Genomic DNA, 21,964 nt, shown 5'->3' with positions numbered 1-21,964 from the left:
TGCTCCGCCACAAACCATATATAAAAACACACAAAAAAACTAAAAACAGTTATGAAAGTATGTTATTTACCAATTTATAATTCTGAAGCCAAACTCGCAAAATTTGGCTTCAGAAGTTTTTTTTTATAACAAGTTAAACATTCTTGGTAAGAAGAGTATGATTTCCGGAAAGAGGATAAACAATACTATACAAACCGTTAAAGCAAGAATATAAGGCAAAACACTTACCGATAAGCGTTCAAGCGATACGTTCGCTATTCGAGAAGAAACAAAGAGGTTTACCCCCAAAGGCGGCGACAACAATGCTACTTCGTTTGTTACAACCATGATAATACCAAGGTGAATGTGGTTTATATCAAGTTGAGTGGCAACAGGTAAAAGAACCGGAGCTACAATAATAATTGTAGATAAGGTCTCCATAAACATACCCAAGAAATACAATAAAGCCGCAATCATTAGAAGAACAACCACTTTGTTGGTTGAAATACTCATAATTGCCTTGGCAAGTCTTAACGGAGCTTCTTCGTAAGTTAAAATCTTACCGAATAAAGTGGAAGTTCCAACAATAATTAAAACAGCACCGCAAACCATAGCACCGTCAAGCAAGGCTGTGTATAAGCCGTGTCCGGATAAAGAACGGTTAATTACACCACCGACAAATAAAGCCCATGCAATCGCCACAATAGAAGCTTCAACCGGTGTTGCATAACCTGAATAGATACTACCCAAGATAATAACCGGAGTCAGCAAGGCGAAACTGCCGCGGAAACAAGTTTTAAGAAAGTGTTTAAAATTAAACGGAGGAGACTCCATATCTCTAAAACCATGTTTTCTTGCCAAAGCCCAAGCTGTTACGATCTGGGCAAAAGCAACAATAGCACCGGGAACAAATCCGGCAGTAAACATAGCAGTTATAGATAAGTTTCCTAAAATCGCATAAATAATCATTGGGTTACTTGGTGGAATTAAAATTCCCAAAGTACCGCCCGATGAGGCAACAGCGGCAGCATAGTCTTTACTGTAGCCGTTTTTTAACATAGCGGGAATCAAAATAGAACCAACCGCCGCAACAGTTCCGGGGCCTGAGCCTGAAATAGCCGCAAAGAACATACAGGCTAAAATAGTAACCATTCCAAGACCACCATAAACACGCCCGACAAGCTGTTTCATAACGTCAATAATCTGGTTGGTTATATTACCTTGTTCCATAATACTTCCGGCAACAATAAAGCAAGGAATCGCCAAAAGAGGAAACAGGTTTAATCCGTCAAACAAAGAGTTATGAACAACGGAAAGAGGCAAAATATCACTGGTCATTAAAGCGATAAAACTGGCAATAGCCAAAGAGGCAAAAATAGGCATTCCCAATAAAAATAATACAACTAAAGCGAGAGCAACAACAGCTAATACACTCATTATTGTGCCTCCTCTTCATATTTTACCAAGTTATAAAGCTCGCCTGCTCGCCATAGTTTGTAATATCCTTCAATAATTCGCCAGCTCATGAAAACAAAGGCAATAGGGATAATCATCTCTACATATGCTTTAATTAAGAAAGGCATGGTCGGAGAATCTTCGGGAAATAAAAGACCATCGGCAACAATAAAATAACTGTAGTAAGCAAAAACTAAATTAAAGGCTACCCAAACAGCATCAATCAATATTCTTAAGAAAAGTTTCACCGGGGGTGAAAAAAACATAAACTGTGCAGTAACTCTGACGTGTTGAAATTTTTTAGCAGCCAGAACACTACCTATATAAACCGCCCAGATAAAGCTGTAACGGCTTAATTCCTCTGTCCAATCCAAAGCAGAGCCTGACAAAATTCTCATAAAAACTTGCAAGCTAAGACAAACAATCATGATAAAGAGTGCAGAAACGCACAAATATTCTTCAATATTGTCATATAAATTACGCAATAATCCCATAATGATTTCCTCGCAAATCTGGTTAACTGTTGGCTTGGCAAGAAAAATTTCCCTGCCAAGCACCAAATGAGTTAAATCTTATTGACCAGATATAGCTAAAATATCATCAAGAGCTTTTTTGCCGCCTACAACATCATAAAATTGTGGCCAAATAGCACGAGCTCTTTCTTTCCACTCTGCTTCATTATCAGCAGGCTGGTCTAAAATCATGCCATGAGCAAGACACTCTTTAAGAGCAATTTGATCTTGTTCCGCACTCCACTTCCATTCATACTGAGCAGCGTCTTTAGCAGCCTTTAAAACAAGAGCCTTAGTATCAGCAGGAAGCTTTTTATACCAGTTTTCACTAACTAAGATTGGTCCAACCCAAAGCATATAGTGTAAATCTGTGATATATTTTTGAACTTCCCAGAACTTTTGGTCGCGGTTAACGGCATGAGGGTTTTCTTGTCCGTCTACAACGCCTTGTTGAAGAGCGTTAAAAGTCTCTGACCAGGCCAGAGGGTGAGGTTCTACTCCCCAAGATTTAAAAGCATCAAGTTGGATTTTTACCGGGGGGACGCGTATTTTTAAACCTTGTAAATCAGCAACAGATTTTACGGGTTTTTTAGAGTTGGTAAGAACGCGGTAACCACCAATCAACCAAGCAACAGGGCGAACCTTTCCTTGTTTGGCTATTTCATCACCAAAATCGTTTACAAATTTTTCGTTACCTAAAAGAGTATAAGCATTTTCTATCTTAGGGAACATATAAGGTAAAATAAGTGTGGTTGCTTTAGGAGCAAAAGGAGTAAGGTTTCCGTTTGCCAAAACAGCAACGTGTAGCTCTTCGTTACGCAATTGTTTTACGTTTGCCTGCTCATCACCCATAGAACCACCGACGAACAACTTAACAGTTATTGCACCGTTTGATTCTTTTTCTATAATTTCTTTAAACTTATTCAAAGCGGTAACGTGAAAGCTACCTTCAGGGTTTGCCGTGGCTGCCATAATCGTCATTTTTTTATACTCGGCGGCGTTGGCGCTAAAAACAGGTATTGCCATGACCAAAGCCATGACTGCACCCAGAACAAAGGTTAATGTGGTACGTTTCATACGGTCTCTCCTTAAACAAAATAAAGATTAAAGGGTTGGACTATAAATCTTGGTTTCACAAACCAAAATCTAAATACACTGATGCACTTTGTAGAGGGATAAACCAACAAAGTTTAATAAAGAAGATATAATGACTTTATTAACGCCTTGTTGGTTAAACAAGATTTAATAAAAATTATTTCACTGATTTGTAAACAGCGTTACAATCTTCTTTTCCAAAACCGGCAGCACTGGCTTCTTTATATAAAGCTAAAGCACTTTCAATAATTGTAAGATTTAAACCAAAAGAACGAGTCATTTCGCAACCGAGACGTACGTCTTTTAAAGCAAGGTCTAAACCAAAACGTGCATCAAAGTCATTGTTGGCAATCCAAGGACCACGAACGTCCATTTGGAAGCTTCTTGCACCGGTATCGGTCAACAATTCCAAAAGAAGTTTGGTGTCAAGACCGGCTTTTTGTCCGGCTTTAATGCCTTCGGCTAAAACAGCAAGGTTCGTCATTCCCACCATGTTGCTGATTAATTTAACAGCACAAGAAGCGTCAATGCTTCCTACAAAGAAAGGAATACCGAAGATTTTAAAGAAAGCTTCGCCGAGTGCATCATAGGCAGCTTTGTCTCCACCAACAAACATTGGCTCTTCTGCTTTTTCTGCGTGTGCCGGAGTTTTTCCGAGAGTACACTGAAGATATTTAATACCTTTTTCAGCGGCGGCTTTTGCCAATCCATTAGCAGTAGTCGGGTCAATAGTGCTAAGTTCGATATGTACTGCACCTTTCTTTAAAAAGGAATATACACCTTTATCGCCAAGCATAGTACCGTTAATGTGTTGTGGCAAAGGCAAACTTGTAAACACAACATCACAACCAGCCATATCATTAACTGAAGCGGCTGCTTTACCGGTTTTTCCGGCTGCTAAAGTGCGATCGATCGCTTCTTTACTTAAGTCAAAAACCAAAACGTCTTTTCCGGCGCGAATAAGGTTACGAGCTAAAGGACCACCCATTAAACCAGCACCAATAAAACCAATTTTCATATTTATCTCCTCATATAATTTATTGCAAAAGCAATATTTATTATTAAAAATTTAAAAAACACCAATCGCCTAACTAGAAGAACAAACCTTCGGGAGTCGGAACTCCAAGCAGGTAAACAAAGCTCAGCCAAATTAAAGCACAAACCAAGCTTGCCGCAATTAGACTAACAACTAAACGATATATGAAACTTTTGCTTTGATCGCCCAAGTACCAAGAAGCAAAGACCATAAACACAAATGAGGCTGTAAAAAATCCAAGTGTTTCAACTAAAAAGGCGTAAACAATTGATGCACCCAAAATTACCAAAACTCTGGGCAAGGTTGCAACAAACCCGTCTTTCACCGTACTAAAAGATTTTTTTACTCCAAGTAGTATCAATAAAACGCCACCTATTCCTAAAAATATTTGCAAACCTAGCGGAAATATTGCTCCAACGCCTTCAATTCCACGTCCTTCAAAGTAAAACGCAAGGGCAACTCCGAGGAAAGACAAACCTGCGATTAAATCTGAACGCCCACTAGTTTCAGGAGTAATCTCAGATTCAACAATGGTTATTTCTTTATTTTCAATACTATCTTTAATAGCTTTATTTTCACAGGCTGTTCTGGCTTTTTTGCGTGCCGCCAATAAAAGAGGGGTTAAACAAGAAACAATAGTGAGAATAATCAAAACAACAGCAGTAGTGCTTCCAAAAAATACAGAGGCAAGACTACCCGTTGAACGAGATAAGTCGAAACACTTACCCAAATTTTCTTCAATCATTGGGCCAAGAATAATCCCTAACGCCATAGCCCCCGTATCAAAACCGATACGCCCGCCAAAAAATCCAATTATACCAAAAAGAATTACAACCCAAATATCTAAAATACTGTTGTTAATCGCATAAGAACCAATCACGGACAAAACAACAATAGTAACAGCCACAAAGTTAAGTTTGATATTTAGAAGACGTGCCATTATTTTGGCAATAAAATAACCTACGGGAATTAACAAAATATTCCCAAAGACTTGAGAAAGCATAAAAGTATAAGCCAAATCACCGGTATCAGTAAAAACTTTAAAGCCAGGCTGAATTCCCTTAGCGAGTAAAGCCCCTAATATTACCGCTGCGACCGCACTTCCCGGAATACCCAAGGTCAGCATGGGAATAAGCGAACCACCGATAACCGCATTATTAGCACTCTCACTCGCCGCAACACCTTCAATTACGCCCTTTCCATAACGTTCAGGTTCTTTATCCCAACGTTTTGCCTCATTATAAGCGATAATAGAGGCAATTTCACCACCGGCACCGGGGAGCATTCCGACTATAGATCCAATTCCCGAAGAAACCAAAAGCACTCGCTTACATTTCGTAAAAAGATATTTGGAAACACTGCTAAAGACACCTGGTTTGGGTTTAAATTCAGCAACATACTCTCTCTTGCTAGCAACTAAAACCAAAACCTGAGAAAAAGAAAAAAGTCCAATCATGGCAGGGATAACCGCAATTCCCTGAACAAGCGGATAATAACCAAAAGTAAAACGGTCTACACCCTCAAGCGGGTCAATACCTATTGTTGAAAGCAATAAGCCCAAAGCACCGGAAAGTAAGCCTTTAAGCATATTTCCACTACTCATTACCGCAATTGTAGAAAGACCGAAAATACAAAGCCAAAAGCTTTCAGGCCCTTGAAAGTTTAAAGAAAACATAGCCAAAGGTTTAGCGGCAAAAAGTAAGAATAATGCCCCAATCAAACCACCAAAGGCAGACGATTGTAAAGAAGCATATAAAGCCGTATCAGCTTTTCCACTTTTAGAAAGAGGCCAACCGTCCCAAGTTGTTGCAACAGAAGATGGTGTTCCCGGGGTACAAATTAAACACGCTGAGTTTGATCCACCATAAATAGCACCAATATAAATAGCACCAAGCATGATCAAACCACTTGTTGAGTTCATCGAAAAAGTCATAGGCACCATGAGTGCAACACCCATAGTAGCCGTTAAACCTGGTAAAGCACCAACAATAATACCGCCTATAAGACCTACAATGATCAAAAAAATATTTAAAGGTTCACACAAGTGTCCCAAGGCAGGCAAAATAAATTCATTCATAAGTTCCTCAAAAAAAACGAATCTAACTATTGGGCATAACAAAACTTACGCCCAATAGTTAGGCATAACTTAATTCTTTAATAAACCGGCTTTTTCCAGAGTAATTTTTGCTTTTTCATTTTGCTCTTTTACATATTTTGCAAAAGATTCGCCGTCCATATATTCTTGAGGTTGTCCTATTTTCTTCATTTCTGCAATATATTCCGGATCTTTAGCAATTTTTTCAAAAGCTGCTCTTAAAAATTTAAGTTGTTCCGGATCAACACCTTTAGGAACAACAAAGGCACGACGAATATCAGAAACAACATCATAGCCTTCTTCTTTTAAAATCGGAACATCAGGTAAAAAATCTTTATCACGCTTTTCAGCGGCAAGACCAAGCACGCGCATATGTTCTAAACTACGCATAACATCATTTAGATTTCCAAAAATAACATCAATTTCTTTTCCTAATAACGCGGCGTTTTGGTCGGCGGCACCTTTATAAACAACATCAGTAACAGGGAAGTCATATTTGCTTTGAACATCTAAAAGCATAAGATGGTGTCCGGAGAGTCTTCCAACCAAACCTAATTTTAATTTACCGGGGTTAGCCTTGGCAAATTCGAAAACTTCTTTAACGTTTTTAAATGGGCTGTCTTTATGAACAGCAATACACTGAGGGTCGTTAACAACCTGACAAATATAATCAAAAGAATCTATAGAAAATTGTGCTTTTTGCCCAAGCGGTTGTAACACAATATGCGGAACGTTTATACCACCAAGGGTATAGCCGTCTTTTTTGGCTTTAGCAATTTCACCAAAACCAATAGCACCGCCCGCACCGGTTTTATAGATAAAAACCCACTGTGGCAATTTTGCCTTGTCCCAATATTTCTGCATTAATCTGGCTTGCACATCACTGGAACCACCGGCAGTAAATGCCATAATCATATTCATAGGTTTATCAGGATACTCTGCTCTTACAGGAACAGCAACAAAAATAAAACTCAACATAAAAATCAAGGTAAAAGCACGAATAAATGCGGACATAATGCCTCCGAAAGATAATAAATTATAGCTATTAACAAAGTTGTCAAAACTATTTATATCAAAATATTAGCTAAATGTTACAAAAATCACAAGCTCAAATTCGCACAAATTTCAAATAAATATTTTTTTGCTTTAATTCCAACAAGTATACAGATAAATACTTAAAGCACTAAGAAAAGCACAGAAAAAAATGGTCTAAATGTATTAAATACACTCAGACCATTTTTTATTAAAACAAGAAAGAGTGTAGATTAAGCACTACGATAAAGTTTAGTCATTACAAACTCACGGTGTCCTAATGCTTCAGCAGAAGTTAAACGACCGTTGGCAGTAGCAACCATCATCTCGAGGAGCTTATCTCCAGCTTGATCAAGGTTCATTTCACGACGGAGCATACCACTAACGTCAACGTCGATATGTTCAGACATAGTACGAACAGTACGTGGGTTAGCACAAAGCTTGATAACAGGAAGAATTGGGTTACCAATAATGTTACCTTGTCCGGTTGGGAAGAAGTGAACAACATAACCACCGGCAGCAGCCAAGGTTACCATTTCAGCAGCAGCAGAAGAAGAATCCATGAACCAAAGACCAGGACCGGTCGGAGTTTCAGCAGGCTCTAAACAACCGTCAACGATACATTTTTTACCAATCTTTTGAATGTTACCAAGGGCTTTTTCTTCAATAGTTGTTAAACCACCGAGAATGTTACCTTTAGTTGGCTGAGAATCAGAAAGGTCGTTGGTTTTATTAGCCATAATGAAATCGTTATAATCATTCCATAATTTCATGAAATAAGTTTTAACTTTTTCATCGCGACAACGAGCGGCAACTAAGTGTTCGCCACCTGTGATTTCAGAAGTTTCACCGAATAAAAGGGTGTTACCTTTTGCATAAAGTTTATCAAAAGCATTACCAACGGTTGGGTTAGAAGCGATACCGGAAGTAGTGTCTGATTCTCCACACTTTGTAGAAACCCAAAGATCTTTAATATCACATTCTGTACGTTGAAGAGAGGTTGCCCACTGTACTAATTCTTTTGCTTTACGAGAAGCGGAACAAATAGTTTCATGATCACCGTGTTGTTCGATAGAGAAACCAAAAACAGGCTTACCAGTTTTTGCAATACCGTCGGTGATAACTTTTGTCCACTCAGGTTCAATACCGATAACAACTACTGCTGCTACGTTAGGGTTAGAACCGGTACCGATAAGGGTACGGAAGTGAAGTTCAAGGTCAGCACCGAATTGTAAACGGCCATAGTGGTGAGGAAGAGCCAAAGTGCCTTTAATGTTGTTTTCAACAGCTAAAGCAGCAGAGTTAGAAAGGTCATCTAAAGGTAAGATAACAACATGGTTACGTACGCCAACACGTTTATTTTCGCGGCGGTATCCGAGGAATTTACTAGTTTTCATATTTACTACCACCTTTTAGTCTTAACGTTATGAACATGCAAGTGATCGCCCTTTTTAATAGGAGCAACTACTTTACCAATGTCTGTACCGTATTTCATAACGGTATCACCAACATTAAGGTCTTTAAGAGCGATCTTATGACCAATTGGAATGTCATTGTTAACTTTAATGGTAATGGTTTTATCTTCTGCCATAACCCAGCCGTTCAAATCTTGACCGGCTTTAACGCCTTCAACGGTAACAACGCCTACAACGTCGCCATCTTCATGCACCAGAAAATGAGGTATACTCATGCCTGATCTCCTTATTATTGTTAAGTAATGTTATATAAAAACAAAGTGCCTAAAACATACATAAACTATATAAATATTTCTTATCAATCCACTTTAAAAAAGCGAACTTATAAAAAACAGTTATTCATTGGAACTAAAAAACGAAGAATTAGCATTTTTTAAAACAGCAATACGTGGCGATTTAAGCTCTTTAATCCATTGGTTTAAAGTTGCTTGTGCCTCACCTTTTTTCAATAAACACTCGGACAAGGCCTTTTCATCAAGAGCGGTGTGGAAAACAACCTCTTTTTTGGTTGTAACTCTTGCGAATAAAAAGGCTTTATGAGCACCCATACGAAACTCTGAACTTTGAAACGCTTTCATTAAAGCGTGTGGACAAGGGAATTGTTTAACATAATCATGATAAACATCATCACCGATACCTTGACTACATTCTGCCAAGATTAAAATTTTTCCGCCCTCTTTACAGGCTTGCGCCGCCGGAGTCAAACCCTTTTGAGCCTGATACAAACAAATATCTTTAGGGTTACCGCCACAAGAAGCAATAACAATATCGTAAGGCTCTTTCATTTTAAGCCCATAAATTCTAGCTGTTTCAACAGCCCCCGCTTTCATTACGTCAACGGGTTTTCCCGCCAAAACAATAACCGGTTTTTTTGAGGCATCTAAAACCACGTTAATTGCTAAATTTACCCCAATAAGCTCACCGGCTTCATTCAAATCTTGACGCACTGGATTACTTTCAATATTAGCTGCCGAAGCACCCTCTTTAGCGAGCATCTTATGATTAGCCGTAATCATACGAGCAGAAGCACACCCAATAGCAACACCCTTAGACCCACCGGTAAACCCGACAAATTGATGCACATCAATCATGCCCATTACTATCTTCAAATCAGCCGTTCCGATAGCGGCATTAACTTCAACAGGCGTTCCACGACTGGTTTCGCCAAAATAAGTCATAGGCGAATTTTTCGCATCATGACAAACTATCTTACAAGGACAAGAACCATCAAGCAAAGAAGACGGCAATATCCTTTGTAATTGTGCAGAATCAGCAGGCGGATGTAAACCGCCACCAACAACGATACTAATATCTTCTACTTTCAGAGAAGGGAAAGTTTTTAAAATTCTTTCAATCAAAACAGGTAGGAACAACTTAATAGGCAAAGGTCTTGTTTCATCAGGAACAGCAATAGCAACACTTTTCGGCGTAGAACCGGAAGTAAATGCAGAACCGTCCATAGCGTCAAGGGCATTTAGAAAAGCCGCCAAAGGATCAGCCAAAGGGCTTGCCTCATTGGGCTCAAAAATATCCACTGATATTGAATCGGGAATGTTTAAAACAAGACTATCAGAACCATATTTAAGCTTAATATCCACTATAATGCTCCCTGTATCTATACCTTTAACGATATAACACGTCTCTTCTTGTGATAAATTTCCTTTATCAATAAACATGCCAAAACTGACAACGCTGAGTAATCCACACTTTCCATTTTTAGACTTTTTCTATATCACGTTTTATTGCCCTCAAAAGGGCATTATTAAAAAAATATGGGCAATTTTTATAAAATATGGGCAGAGGCTTGCCATATTTTTTATTCCTGTTATGATTCTCTCAGGTGTTGCAATAAAAAATAAAAAAATACAACGCATATTAAATCAATAAGTTAACCAAACAATAAACTCAATAATAAGACTATATGATGATTGATGACACAATTTCTAATCTTACAGACGGTAAAAACATACTAAAAAAAAACCCTCGTATTAAAGATGCCGTTTTATCCACAGTTAAAAGAATGGCAATCACTTTATCAGCAAAAAACACTCGCAGCAGTTTTTTTTCGGCACTCAGCAAAGAAATAGCCAAAATCTATCCCTTTGATCGTTTAAGTATCAACCTTTATGATTCAGAAAATGAAGTATTGTGTATCTTTACATCTGCCGAAGGCACTGTTGTCAGCGCACTATCAACACTCAGAGAGGCAAACGCTAACACTGTTGCCGGACGCGTAATCAGCACACGCAAACCCGTTGTTATCTCAAACCTATTGGCACAATTTCACGGAGAACTTGCCCAACCGATGACGGAAGCCGGGCTTAATTGTACGGTGGCTTTTCCATTAATTGAAAATCAAGAAATTATCGGGACCTTACATTGTTCCTTTGTCGAAGAGCCAAATTTTTTCATGGAACTTATTGATTTTTTTGCTGAACTTGTTCCATTTATTACAGTATTTTTAAGCCACGTTTTAACAAAAGAGCTTTTAAACCAAACTAAAACCTTCCCCGCGCCTGTCCACCTTCCCGGTGCTTTGGCAAAACAAGACCTTATGTTGTTCGGCAGTGAGAACATGCAAGAACTAATGACCCACGCCAAGGCTGTTGCCGCCTTGAATATTCCGGTTTTGATTACGGGAGAAACGGGAACGGGAAAAACCCTGCTCGCTCGTTATCTTCATAATAACAGCCCAAGGTCAGAACATAATTTTGTTAAAGTAAACTGTCCGTCTATCGCTCCTAATTTGATAGAAAGTGAACTTTTCGGACACGTCAAAGGAGCTTTTACCGGTGCAAACATGAACCGTATCGGACGTATTGAATTTTCTCAAAACGGAACACTCTTCCTTGACGAAGTTGCCGAATTACCTATTGAAATGCAAAGCAAGTTTTTACAAGTGCTTGAAGAAAAAGCTTTTGAAAGAGTAGGCGAAAATATACAAACCAGATCAGACTTTCGTCTTATTTCCGCAACAAACCAAAATATAAACCAAGCCATAAGCAACAACAAACTGCGTCAAGACTTTTATTATCGCCTATCAACAATTACAATTCACCTTCCACCGCTCAGAGAAAGAATTGAGGATATTCCTCTTTTATTTGAACACCTTGCCAATATTCAGGCAAATCAGCTCGGGTTACCCCAAATCAGTTTGTCGTCAAAGTTAATGGATATTTTAAAAGCACACAAATGGGTAGGAAATATAAGAGAACTCAGAAACGTAACCAACAGGCTATTGATTCAAAATACACGTAGCAAAATTACTATTGAAAACCTGCAAGAAATTTTAAATGATAATGTTTCAAATACTCAAAAAGCTCAACCAACAACACCCCAAGCCGAAAACACCAAAAACAACACAGAACAAATTGAATATAGACAAGAAAAAAATGACTCAAATGATTTTCAAAGCTTAGAACAAATAGAACGCAACCACATAATAAAAACCTTGAAATCTTGCGAAGGTATTCTTTCGGGAACAGACGGAGCCGCCAAAAAGCTTGGGCTTCCACGCACCACCCTGCAAAACAAAATGCGCAAACTCGGTATCGCCAAAGAAGATTATTCTTAATCTTAAGTCAAAACTGTCTGTGATTTTTTGCTTTTTAACTTTGCTTTGTTTTTGTAAAGCCTAAAATATTTACGTTGAGCAGGCTTATTTAAAAAAAAGTATTCTCTTATGCGTGCTTTTAAGGTATCGCATTGCAACACCTCTCACTAAAGACCATTACAAAACCATGCTTTGCCGTATTGTGTTTAGCATTTTATTTCATATTTGCAAAAATAATCAAACATCTTACAGTTTATAGTATAAAAACTACTAATTCTCTCTGCAAAACAAAATGCGTAAACTCGGTATCGCCAAAGAAGATTATTCTTAATAAAGACCATTGTACAACTATGCTTTGCTTGCTTTTCCATCGTTTTATGTTCTGTATGCCACCGCATAAAACGTTTTAAGCCGCAAAAAACTATTTTTATAAGCGTCTTCAATTAGCGTTGATAAAATACACCAAATCGGAGTTATAAAAAAAGGTTATTTTTAAACGTGGCTCAAAACCCTTAACCACCGCCCACCGGTGGGAATAAGCCAACACGGTCGCCGTCTTTTAACACAGTATCCGCATCTGCATGTAACCCATTAACAAAAATAATTTTTACCTCGTCCGGGTTAATCTGTAATTGCTTCATGACATGCATCACCGTACTTTTTGCGGGCATTTCTAAAACCCCATTAGTAGGTGCTTGCGAGGCTAAAGTTGCGAAACATTTTATTTCTAATTTCATACTCATGTTAAAGTCAGCTCCTATAAATATTTATGTCCCATTGAGTTGTTGTATTTAATTTTAAGATTTTGTGCATCAACAATAATGCTAAAATAATTCCACCAATCACAGTATACAATCCATAAAATAAAAGACTAAATAATGAGTAAGAAAAAGCTGCCAAAGGTGCAAATAATGGTGATATTAGACTATCATGGCTCTCACTACCAGACAGCAATGCTTCTATATACCCAACCACCAGAAAAATAGACCAACAAAGCCAATGCGAGACCGTACCCGTTAAAACCCCAACAATAATCGCCAGAGCATAATTATTGCTATTTTTACGCATGATAATTAGATACCAAAACAGTGTACCGCTTAAAAAACCAGCAATAGGTGCAAAAAAAATAAATCGATAATAACCATCACCTATTGCAGTTATTGTAAGCTGTATACCGACAAGCAAGCCAATAAACGCAAAGAGTAAGCCGTATATTATATGTTGATATTTTTTAATCACCGTATCAACCCTTTTGCCTTATTTTGTTTTATGATTACATACTTTAACAATAATGCTAAAATAATTCCACCAATAACCGTATACAATCCATAAAATAAAAGGCTAAATAATGAGTAAGGCAAGCCCCAAGAGGTACATACAACAGACTCGCTACCGGTTCACCCCTAAAAAGAATATCTTGGATAAACCCAAAAAACAAACGCATACACCAACAAACTAAGTGAAACTATAACCGTCAACGCTACCATAATGATAGCCAGAGCATAATTATTTATATTTCTATGTATTATAATTAAATACCCAAACAATGTTCCGATTAAAAAACCTGCCAGAGGTGCACCATAAATAACAAAGAGACCATACTCAGATCCACTTATTAAGAGATATATGCCCACAAATAACCAAATAAACGCAAAGAGTAAGCCGTATATTATATGTTGATATTTTTTAATCACCGTATCAACCCTTTTGCCTTATTTTGTTATAATCTTTAAAAAAACTAACGCTTCCATGCAATAAGCATTTTTAGGTCGTCCCATATGCATATAATAAAAATGTATTTTATTATATGAATAGTCTGAAGCGACCAACAAAATATTCGTAAAAGCGTCAAATTTAAAGATAATGATAGAATAAAAATGTAATTTTATTATATAAAGATATGAGGCGAGCGAAACAAAAGACTATTTCACGGAAGTATGGGGTTTAAAATAGATTATAATAATTAGGCAAACATCAAATTAATGCTTTATATTCTTTGAAAGATATAATATATCTACCCATTAAACAATATTTATTACGCAGATTTTTTTATAAAATCAAAAAATACAAGGTATTAACTATGGATAAAATTGAAGCAGGAGCCTTAACACTCTCAATGTGTACTCGCTGTAACGACGAAACAAGTCATGTTATCATTGCCGTCGCCGGTAACGAAATAGTTAAAGTAGAGTGTAAAGCCTGTGGCAGTATACATAAATATCGCCCGGCACGCAAAGAAAACCAAAAAAGCAATACTCCGGCAATCAAAAAAGTAAGAGCAGGGCAAGCCAGAGAAAACGCAACTACTGTTGGGGTAAAATATAAACCTTCGACTCTTTCTCAAACAGGCGGAGAAAAACCAACAAAAGAAAAAACAAGTCTAAAACGTACGACAAGCTCTACAAAAAACACCCCTCTTTTAGACGACCCGGCTTGGGAAGTCGCAATGAAACGTTTAGCCGTTTTGACTCCAAAAACTTACAATATGAATGAAAGTTTTGGAAAGGGCGATTTACTCTCTCACCCAAGCTTCGGGCTTGGCGAAGTTGTTTTATTACACAAACCCGATAAAATAGATGTTTTGTTTCGTGAAGGGATAAAACGCCTCAAGGCTAAAATCTAAATAACTCTCCCACAAAAACAAGCTCGTTTTTACCATTCTCCTTTATGTTATTATTAACCTAATAAGATTTAATAAATAAAAGTTTGAAACTCTTTCGTCTTTCTGTTATAAGAAAAAGAAGACAACAAAGCTTTTTTTTGGTCTTTATGGTTTATTAGTCTAAAGTGAGCTTTTTAAATAATTAATCATTTTAATTCTAAGTAAAAAGAAGAGTAGTAAGCCATATGTTCTTTTATCATTAACCATGAGGAGTGAAAAGTTATGGACAAAGTACTACGCATTAACGTTGGTGCTGATGGCGGCCCTAAAGCAAAAACCGAAGGACTTGGCGAATATGCCGGTTTAGGCGGAAGAGCCATGACTTCTTTAGTAGTCTGTAAAGAAGTTCCACCTTTATGCCACCCCCTCGGGCCGGAAAACAAATTGGTTATCGCCCCCGGAATTATGAGCGGTTCTGCGGCCCCTACCTCAGGGCGTGTTTCTATCGGCTGTAAAAGCCCTTTAACAGGAACAATAAAAGAAGCAAACTCCGGCGGTAGCGGAGCTCAAGCACTTTCTCGCTTAGGTTATGCGGCAGTTATTTTAGAAGGTGCTCGCAAAAATAGCGATTTATACCGTATCGTTATCAATTCTAAAGAAGTACGCATAGAAAAATGTAATGACTGGCGTGGTCTTACAAACTATGACTTAAACTATCGCATTCGTGATGAATTTGGCACTAAAGTTTCCGTGTTCAGTATTGGTACTGCCGGCGAAATGCTTATGTGTAACTCTACTATTGCTGTTACCGACCCTGAATGTCGCCCTTCTCGCCATGCCGGTCGTGGTGGTGTTGGTGCGGTTATGGGCTCTAAAGGTATTAAATGTATCATTATTGAATATGAAGATACTAAAATGCGTGAACCTAAAGACGCTACTAAATTCAAAGATGCCAACAAACGTTTTGCCGAAGGCCTACTGAAACACGGCGTAACCGGACAAGGACTTCCCGCTTACGGAACAAACGTTTTAGTAAATATTTTAAATGAAGCCGGCGGGTTACCAACAAAGAACTTTAGCACCGGACGTTTTGCTGATGCTGATAAAATATCCGGCGAAACAATGGCCGCCACAATAACCAAACGTGGCGGAAACCCTACTCACGGTTGCCATCGTGGTTGTATTATCAAATGTTCAGGTATTTATGTTGATAAAGACGGAAAATATATCAGCAAACAACCAGAATATGAAACAGTTTGGGCACATGGTGCTAACTGTGGCATTTCTGACCTTGATGCTATTGCTGAAATGGATTACTGGGACGATAACTACGGCTTAGACACCATTGAAATGGGTGCGACTATTGCCGTGGCTATGGACGCAGGCGTTATTCAGTTCGGTGATGCCAAAGGTGCTTTAAATCTTATCCATGAAACAGGTAAGGGAACGCACCTAGGTCGTATTCTTGGTGCAGGCACTGCTGTTACTGCTAAATGTTTCGGGCTTGAACGTGCTCCTGTTGTTAAAGGCCAGGCTATGCCGGCTTATGACCCTCGTGCTGTTAAAGGACAAGGCGTAACTTATGCAACAACTACAATGGGTGCTGACCATACTGCCGGTTATGCTGTTACTGCTAACATCTTAGGCGTTGGTGGAACAGTTGATCCTTTAAAACCAGCAGGACAAGTTGAACTTTCTCGTAACCTACAAATAGCTACGGCAGCCCTTGATTCAACAGGCTGGTGTCTCTTTATTGCTTTTGCAATCTTAGACCAACCGGAAACCTTCCAAGCTATGGTAGACTCTCTTAACGCCATGACAGGCTTGTCTTTAACCGCTGATGATGTTAATGAACTAGGTAAAAAGATATTGAGAGCTGAAAAAGACTTTAACGAAAAAGCAGGGTTTGGGCCTCAACAAGACCGCTTGCCTATGTACTTTAGCCGTGAAGCGTTAGCACCTCACGGAGTTAAGTTCGATGTAAGCGATGCTGATTTAGACGCTGTTTATAAATTCTAATTAGTGTTTAATTTTTAATTAATTATTCGCCCCAAGGTTAAGAGATAAATCTTATTAATCTTGGGGGTTTTTATATATTTTATGTTTATAGTTTATAGTTTAAATTTTTTTGGAGCAACTCCAATACCTATAAATAAAACGCATTTTTATTAAGGTTCGCAAGCTTCAAGCTTATAAAATTTCGTGAGCATTGTTAAAATACCCCAAAGACGATTGAACATGATAATTTTACTAAGCACATAAAAATTCTAAATATTCAAGCTTGTAAAATTTCGTGAGCGTTATTAAGGCGACCCAAGGAACTACGGGGCGTATAGACTTTTTTGCGCCAAAGGCGGAAAACTCAGGCATGGTGCGTGCGTGGGGTTAAGGGGCGACTAGCCCCTTATGGCGGGAATGCAAAGGGGAAAACATTTTCCCCGTGCCCGTCGGAGACGACCAGCAAAATAAATTTAGCGAGAGTATAGTTTTTAAATAAAAATGTTATAATAAAAATGTATTTTATTATAAGTATTGGAGCCGACCGAAAGAAGGTGAAATTACTGAAAGTATAAAGTTGTAAATAGATTACAATACATAATTATTATATGTATAGGAGACGACCGAAATAATCTCTATTCCGTGAGAGCATTAGGTTTTAAATAAAATTGAATAATAAAAATTAATTTTATTATAGGTATTGGAGCCTACCTAAGCAAGGTTAACTTAGCGAAAGTGTGTAATTTCGATATAATTTTATAATAAAAATGAATTTTATTATAAGTATTGGAGACGACCGAAATAATCCCTATTCCGTAAGAGCATAAGGTCTAAATAAAATAATAAAAATAAATTTTATAATAGCTTCATATTTAACTACAATATAATGAATTAAATTCAATCAATATAAATAATTGAAAACTACCAAAATAATTATTAAATTTCATAAGAGCATCAATATTAAATAAAATAAAATAAAAAAGTATAATAATTAAGCAACAAGACACTTGCAGTCTTTAACAATGCTGTATAATATTCAAGAAGTTTGCATGATTTAAAAAATTACACATATAATTTAAAGATAATAAAAAACATAAAACTCTTTGACGTTTATAAAGGTGAAACATGAACTTAATTGCTGCCCTCGAAGGACTCATTCCCGAACTTAAAACAGGATTGGAAAACGCTAACTCCGAAGCCGACCTAGAAGAATTAAGAATTGATTTTTTAGGTCGTAAAGGACGCTTGGCAAAAATAATGGAATCTTTAGCTAGCCTAGACCCAAGCGAAAGACCTTTAGTAGGTAAAACGGCAAATCAGGTTAAAGAAGCCTTAAACGCTGCTTTTGATGAAAAAAAACAAGCTATTTTAGCCCTAGCTCAAAGCAACGCTTTAGCAAGTTTTGACCCGACCCTTCCGGGTAGACGTTTAGAACAAGGCTCGCTCCACCCTATCAGCTTAGTTATGAAACAAGTTTCTGATATTTTTGCGACTCTTGGCTATAAAGTAGCTCAAGGGCCACAAGTTGAGTTAGACAAATATAATTTTGAATACGTTAACTTTCCGCATGACCACCCTTCAAGGGATATGCAAGATACTCTTTATATTACTGATAATGTTTTGTTACGCACTCACACAACCCCTGTTCAGATGCGTACTATGCTCGCAAATAAACCACCTTTAGCGATTATTTCACCCGGAAAAGTTTATCGTCGTGATTCTGATTTAACTCATACTCCTATGTTTCACCAAATCGAAGGCATGTATATTGATACCAAAGTAAGTTTAGCCGACCTTAGAGGAACGCTCACTTATCTTATTCACTCTCTGTTTGGAAAAGAACGCAAAGTACGCTTTCGTCCTAGCTTCTTCCCATTTACTGAGCCAAGTATTGAAGTAGATATTTCTTGTGCTTTATGTGGCGGAAAAGGCTTTAAAAACAACGAGCCTTGTAGAGTTTGTAAAACCACCGGTTGGGTAGAAATACTCGGTGCGGGCATGATAGACCCAACTTTATTTACTAACGCCGGCTACCCTGATGATACCTATACTGGCTTTGCCTTTGGCATGGGCGTGGAACGTATCGCCATGTTAAAATACGGCATAACTGATTTGCGTATGTTCTTCCAAAATGACATGCGTTTTTTAAGCCAGTTTGCGAGTGTTTAAATAAAACCGCCTTATTATAATTAAATAAATTACAGTATAAAAATCAATACTAAACTCGTCAGGAGTCTATAAAAATGTTATTAAGTCTTAATTGGTTACGTGAATTTGTACCTTACGAAGGCAGTGCAGAAGCTTTAGGGGCTAAGCTCACTATGCTCGGTCTTGAACTTGAAGATATACAACGCCCGTATGGAGAGATTTCCGATATTATTATTGGTGAAGTTGTTGAGTGCGAACGCCACCCTGATGCGGATAAACTTTCTGTTTGTAAAGTCAATGTAGGATCTGAGCTACTAAATATAGTTTGCGGTGCTCCAAACGTCGCTAAAGGACAAAAAGTTCCTGTGGCGACTATTGGCGTAAAAATGCCGGAAATTAACGGAGCCGGCGGTTTTGTAATCAAAAAAACTAAACTGCGTGGTCAAGAATCTTGTGGTATGATTTGTTCCAAAAGAGAACTAGGTTTATCAAATGATCATAGCGGTATTTATGTTTTACCGGCAGACTCAAAAATCGGTTCTAAACTTGTTGATTTTTTAAATTTGAATGATGAAATTTTAGATATTTCGATTACGCCTAACCGTGCTGATTGTTTATCTATTTTAGGACTCGCCAGAGAAGTTGCACTCGCCTATAACTTACCGTTAACTATGCCAAAGATGCCGAATTTTGAAGAGTATCTGAGCGATGAAAAAGTTGCCATCAACATTCAAGACCCAAAACTTTGCCCTAGTTATCTCGCCCGTATTTTAAGCGGAGTAAAAGTTGCACCCAGCGTAGATTTGATTGCTCAACGTTTGCAGGCTGTCGGCGTTCGCCCTATTTCTAATATTGTTGATATAACTAACTATATTTTAATGGAATTAGGTCAACCGCTACACGCTTTTGATTTAAGTAAAATAAGCGGAAACACTATTAACGTTGCCCTCGCTCAAGAAGGCGAAAAATTCACCGCCCTTGATGGACAAACATATACGCTCAAATCAACGGATCTCACCATTCGAGACAGCGAAAGAGCTGTGGCTCTCGCCGGAGTAATGGGCGGTCAAAACTCTGAAGTGGGCGATTCAAGCACAAATATTTTATTGGAATGTGCTGTATTTAATCCTTCAATCATTCGTAAAACAGCCCGCAGACTCGCCTTACATAGTGAGTCATCTTATCGTTTTGAACGTGGCATTGACCAAGTAAATTCACGTTTTGCCCTAAACCGTGCCGCTGCCTTAATGTGTCAATACGCTGGCGGAAAAGTCCTTAAACAAGAACAAGGTTATGAAAGCAAAGCTTTTGTGCCTGCGGTTTCACGCTTTAGAGTACAAAAAGCTGTCGACCTTTTAGGCGTTGAATTAAAAACTGAATTTTGTGAAAACACTTTAAAACAACTAGGTTGTCAGCTTAATAAAGTTAACGAAGCAGAATTTAACGTAACTATGCCGAGCTGGAGACACGATTTAGAGCGTGAAGTTGACCTTATCGAAGAAGTCGGCCGAGTCTATGGCGTAGATTTAATTCCGCCAACTCTACCGAGTATTCCACAGTTTTTAAATAAAGATACCAGCTCAATTGATGCGGGTGCAAAAGACTTTGCCTTTTTAATGCGTCTTAGAACTTGGGCTTCCGGCTCTGGTTTAAACGAAGCTATAAATTATAGTTTTGTTGGGCATAAAGATTTAGATACGTTCAACCTCGCTCAAGCGGGTCGAGTTTCAATTAAAAATCCTTTGAATGCCGAACTCGATGTTTTACGCACTGACTTAATGCCGGGCATGATGAATTCTTTAAGAGAAAACCTCGCTCAAGCGGGTACAAGCGTAAGATTATTTGAACTCGCCCATTGTTTTGAAGCCAGTTCCGACTCTGAAACCACGGTTAAAGAACAAAGCAAAATGGCAATTCTGCTTTATGGAACACGCTCAAGTCAAAGCTTTGGACACAGCGAAGCGGACTGTGATTATTTCGACATAAAAGGCTATGTTGAAAACCTGCTCTGTTTTTTAAACCTTGGACAAGCAGAATATAAACTTAACTCTACACACAGCTTTTTATTACCTGCCGTTGAAGTGAGCCTATCTGGACAACAAGTTGGAATCATCGGACAAATCAAAACCGAAATAGCCGACCAATATCACGCGCGTAAAGCCGTTTGGGTAGCCGAGTTAAATCTTGAAGTTTTAGCTAAATTAAGTGCTAAAACAACAATACTCTTTAAAGCTTTACCTACTTATCCGGCAGTTAAAAGAGATATTACCTTTATTTGTCCTCTTGGTTTAAAATATAGCGAGCTTTACAGTGCGGTTGTGGCTTTAAAACGCCCTCTATTGGAACATATTGAATTTATAGATGTCTTCTCTCCTGATGGGAAAAATGAACGCAACTTGACCGTACGTTTAACTTTTAGACACGCTGAAAAAACTTTAAAAGATACAGACGTAGATAAAGAACGTGAAACAATTGTAAACGCTATTCAAAAAACACTGGGTTTAAGCGTTTAAGACTCTTAACGCCAAATATATTAAATTAGAACCGACCGCTTAAGCAGAAAAACCTGCTTATTGTGGTTGGTTTTGTTTTAGTCGTTATAGTAAAGATAAATTAAGTTGAGCCAACCTTTAACGGCATGACGCACTTCATACATATATTTGTCCTCTTGGTTTAAAATATAGTGAGCTTTACACTGCGGTTGTGGCTTTAAAACGCCCTCTATTGGAACATATTGAATTTATAGATGTCTTCTCTCCTGAAGGTAAAAATGAACGCAACTTGACCATACGTTTAACTTTTAGACACGCTGAAAAAACTTTAAAAGATACCGATGTAGATAAAGAACGTGAAACAATTGTAAACGCTATTCAAAAAACACTGGGTTTAAGCGTTTAAAAACAAAAAACATAATTTAAAAGCGTTACCTTAAATAAGTAACGCTTTTTTTAATCACATATTAAGAAGTAAATAAAAATAACACT

The 21,964-nt window shown here is 37.9% G+C and carries 17 protein-coding genes; 6 read left to right on the top strand and 11 right to left on the bottom strand.

What is annotated here, in order from left to right:
- Positions 1–123: 123 nt before the first annotated feature.
- The 9 genes from BT999_RS07725 to larAH5 form a co-directional block, all read right to left on the bottom strand.
- Positions 124–1,416, bottom strand: coding sequence for a TRAP transporter large permease (locus BT999_RS07725; protein ID WP_072697206.1), 1,293 nt, complete (start codon positions 1,414–1,416; stop codon positions 124–126).
- On the bottom strand, positions 1,416–1,928 hold the full coding sequence (locus BT999_RS07720) for a TRAP transporter small permease (protein ID WP_072697205.1): 513 nt from the start codon (positions 1,926–1,928) through the stop codon (positions 1,416–1,418). The genes BT999_RS07725 and BT999_RS07720 overlap by 1 nt, the downstream gene beginning before the upstream one ends.
- 78 nt (positions 1,929–2,006) lie before the next feature.
- Complete coding sequence (locus tag BT999_RS07715) at positions 2,007–3,023, bottom strand: TRAP transporter substrate-binding protein (protein ID WP_072697204.1); 1,017 nt, start codon at positions 3,021–3,023, stop codon at positions 2,007–2,009.
- A 175-nt stretch (positions 3,024–3,198) separates the two neighbouring features.
- Complete coding sequence (locus BT999_RS07710) at positions 3,199–4,059, bottom strand: NAD(P)-dependent oxidoreductase (protein WP_072697203.1); 861 nt, start codon at positions 4,057–4,059, stop codon at positions 3,199–3,201.
- A gap of 73 nt (positions 4,060–4,132) precedes the next feature.
- Positions 4,133–6,154 carry a tripartite tricarboxylate transporter permease gene (locus BT999_RS07705; protein ID WP_072697202.1) on the bottom strand — a complete coding sequence of 674 codons (2,022 nt, stop codon included), beginning with the start codon at positions 6,152–6,154 and terminating at the stop codon, positions 4,133–4,135.
- A gap of 69 nt (positions 6,155–6,223) precedes the next feature.
- The gene (locus tag BT999_RS07700; RefSeq protein WP_072697201.1) at positions 6,224–7,186 is read right to left on the bottom strand and encodes a tripartite tricarboxylate transporter substrate binding protein; all 963 of its coding nucleotides are present in this window, start codon (positions 7,184–7,186) and stop codon (positions 6,224–6,226) included.
- Positions 7,187–7,437: 251 nt separating this feature from the next.
- Positions 7,438–8,601: a UxaA family hydrolase gene (locus BT999_RS07695; protein ID WP_072697200.1), complete on the bottom strand. Its 1,164-nt coding sequence runs from the start codon at positions 8,599–8,601 to the stop codon at positions 7,438–7,440.
- Positions 8,602–8,606: 5 nt separating this feature from the next.
- Positions 8,607–8,894, bottom strand: coding sequence for a UxaA family hydrolase (locus BT999_RS07690; RefSeq protein WP_072697199.1), 288 nt, complete (start codon positions 8,892–8,894; stop codon positions 8,607–8,609).
- A 120-nt stretch (positions 8,895–9,014) separates the two neighbouring features.
- Positions 9,015–10,277, bottom strand: coding sequence for a nickel-dependent malate racemase, LarAH5 family (gene larAH5, locus BT999_RS07685; protein WP_072697246.1), 1,263 nt, complete (start codon positions 10,275–10,277; stop codon positions 9,015–9,017).
- Between the two features lie 323 nt (positions 10,278–10,600).
- Here larAH5 and BT999_RS07675 point away from each other — a divergent pair, with 323 nt between their 5' ends.
- Entirely contained in the window at positions 10,601–12,253 is a 1,653-nt protein-coding gene (locus BT999_RS07675; protein ID WP_084650644.1) for a sigma-54 interaction domain-containing protein, read from the top strand.
- Positions 12,254–12,744: 491 nt separating this feature from the next.
- On the opposite strand, the gene BT999_RS07670 is transcribed toward BT999_RS07675, so the two are convergent.
- Both BT999_RS07670 and BT999_RS07665 read right to left on the bottom strand, forming a co-directional pair.
- Positions 12,745–12,975, bottom strand: a complete 231-nt coding sequence (locus BT999_RS07670) for a MoaD/ThiS family protein (RefSeq protein WP_342741872.1) — start codon at positions 12,973–12,975, stop codon at positions 12,745–12,747.
- A 7-nt stretch (positions 12,976–12,982) separates the two neighbouring features.
- The gene (locus BT999_RS07665; protein WP_072697197.1) at positions 12,983–13,471 is read right to left on the bottom strand and encodes a hypothetical protein; all 489 of its coding nucleotides are present in this window, start codon (positions 13,469–13,471) and stop codon (positions 12,983–12,985) included.
- Positions 13,472–14,312: 841 nt separating this feature from the next.
- On the opposite strand from BT999_RS07665, the gene BT999_RS07655 reads away from it, so the two are divergent.
- The 5 genes from BT999_RS07655 (at position 14,313) to BT999_RS07635 (ending at position 21,878) form a co-directional block, all read left to right on the top strand.
- The gene (locus BT999_RS07655) at positions 14,313–14,855 is read left to right on the top strand and encodes a hypothetical protein (protein WP_072697195.1); all 543 of its coding nucleotides are present in this window, start codon (positions 14,313–14,315) and stop codon (positions 14,853–14,855) included.
- A gap of 261 nt (positions 14,856–15,116) precedes the next feature.
- On the top strand, positions 15,117–16,853 hold the full coding sequence (locus BT999_RS07650) for an aldehyde ferredoxin oxidoreductase family protein (protein WP_072697194.1): 1,737 nt from the start codon (positions 15,117–15,119) through the stop codon (positions 16,851–16,853).
- 1,104 nt (positions 16,854–17,957) lie between these two features.
- Complete coding sequence (pheS, locus tag BT999_RS07645; protein ID WP_072697193.1) at positions 17,958–19,001, top strand: phenylalanine--tRNA ligase subunit alpha; 1,044 nt, start codon at positions 17,958–17,960, stop codon at positions 18,999–19,001.
- 74 nt (positions 19,002–19,075) lie between these two features.
- Entirely contained in the window at positions 19,076–21,493 is a 2,418-nt protein-coding gene (gene pheT / locus BT999_RS07640; protein WP_072697192.1) for a phenylalanine--tRNA ligase subunit beta, read from the top strand.
- Positions 21,494–21,638: 145 nt separating this feature from the next.
- Positions 21,639–21,878 carry a phenylalanine--tRNA ligase subunit beta-related protein gene (locus tag BT999_RS07635; RefSeq protein ID WP_084650643.1) on the top strand — a complete coding sequence of 80 codons (240 nt, stop codon included), beginning with the start codon at positions 21,639–21,641 and terminating at the stop codon, positions 21,876–21,878.
- Positions 21,879–21,964 lie beyond the last annotated feature (86 nt).

It is taken from the genome of Desulfovibrio litoralis DSM 11393, assembly GCF_900143255.1.
In the GTDB taxonomy this organism is placed as follows: Bacteria; Desulfobacterota; Desulfovibrionia; order Desulfovibrionales; family Desulfovibrionaceae; genus Frigididesulfovibrio_A; species Frigididesulfovibrio_A litoralis.
Note: the sequence above shows the minus strand (reverse complement) of the source record. Positions and strands in the feature narration are given on the sequence as shown.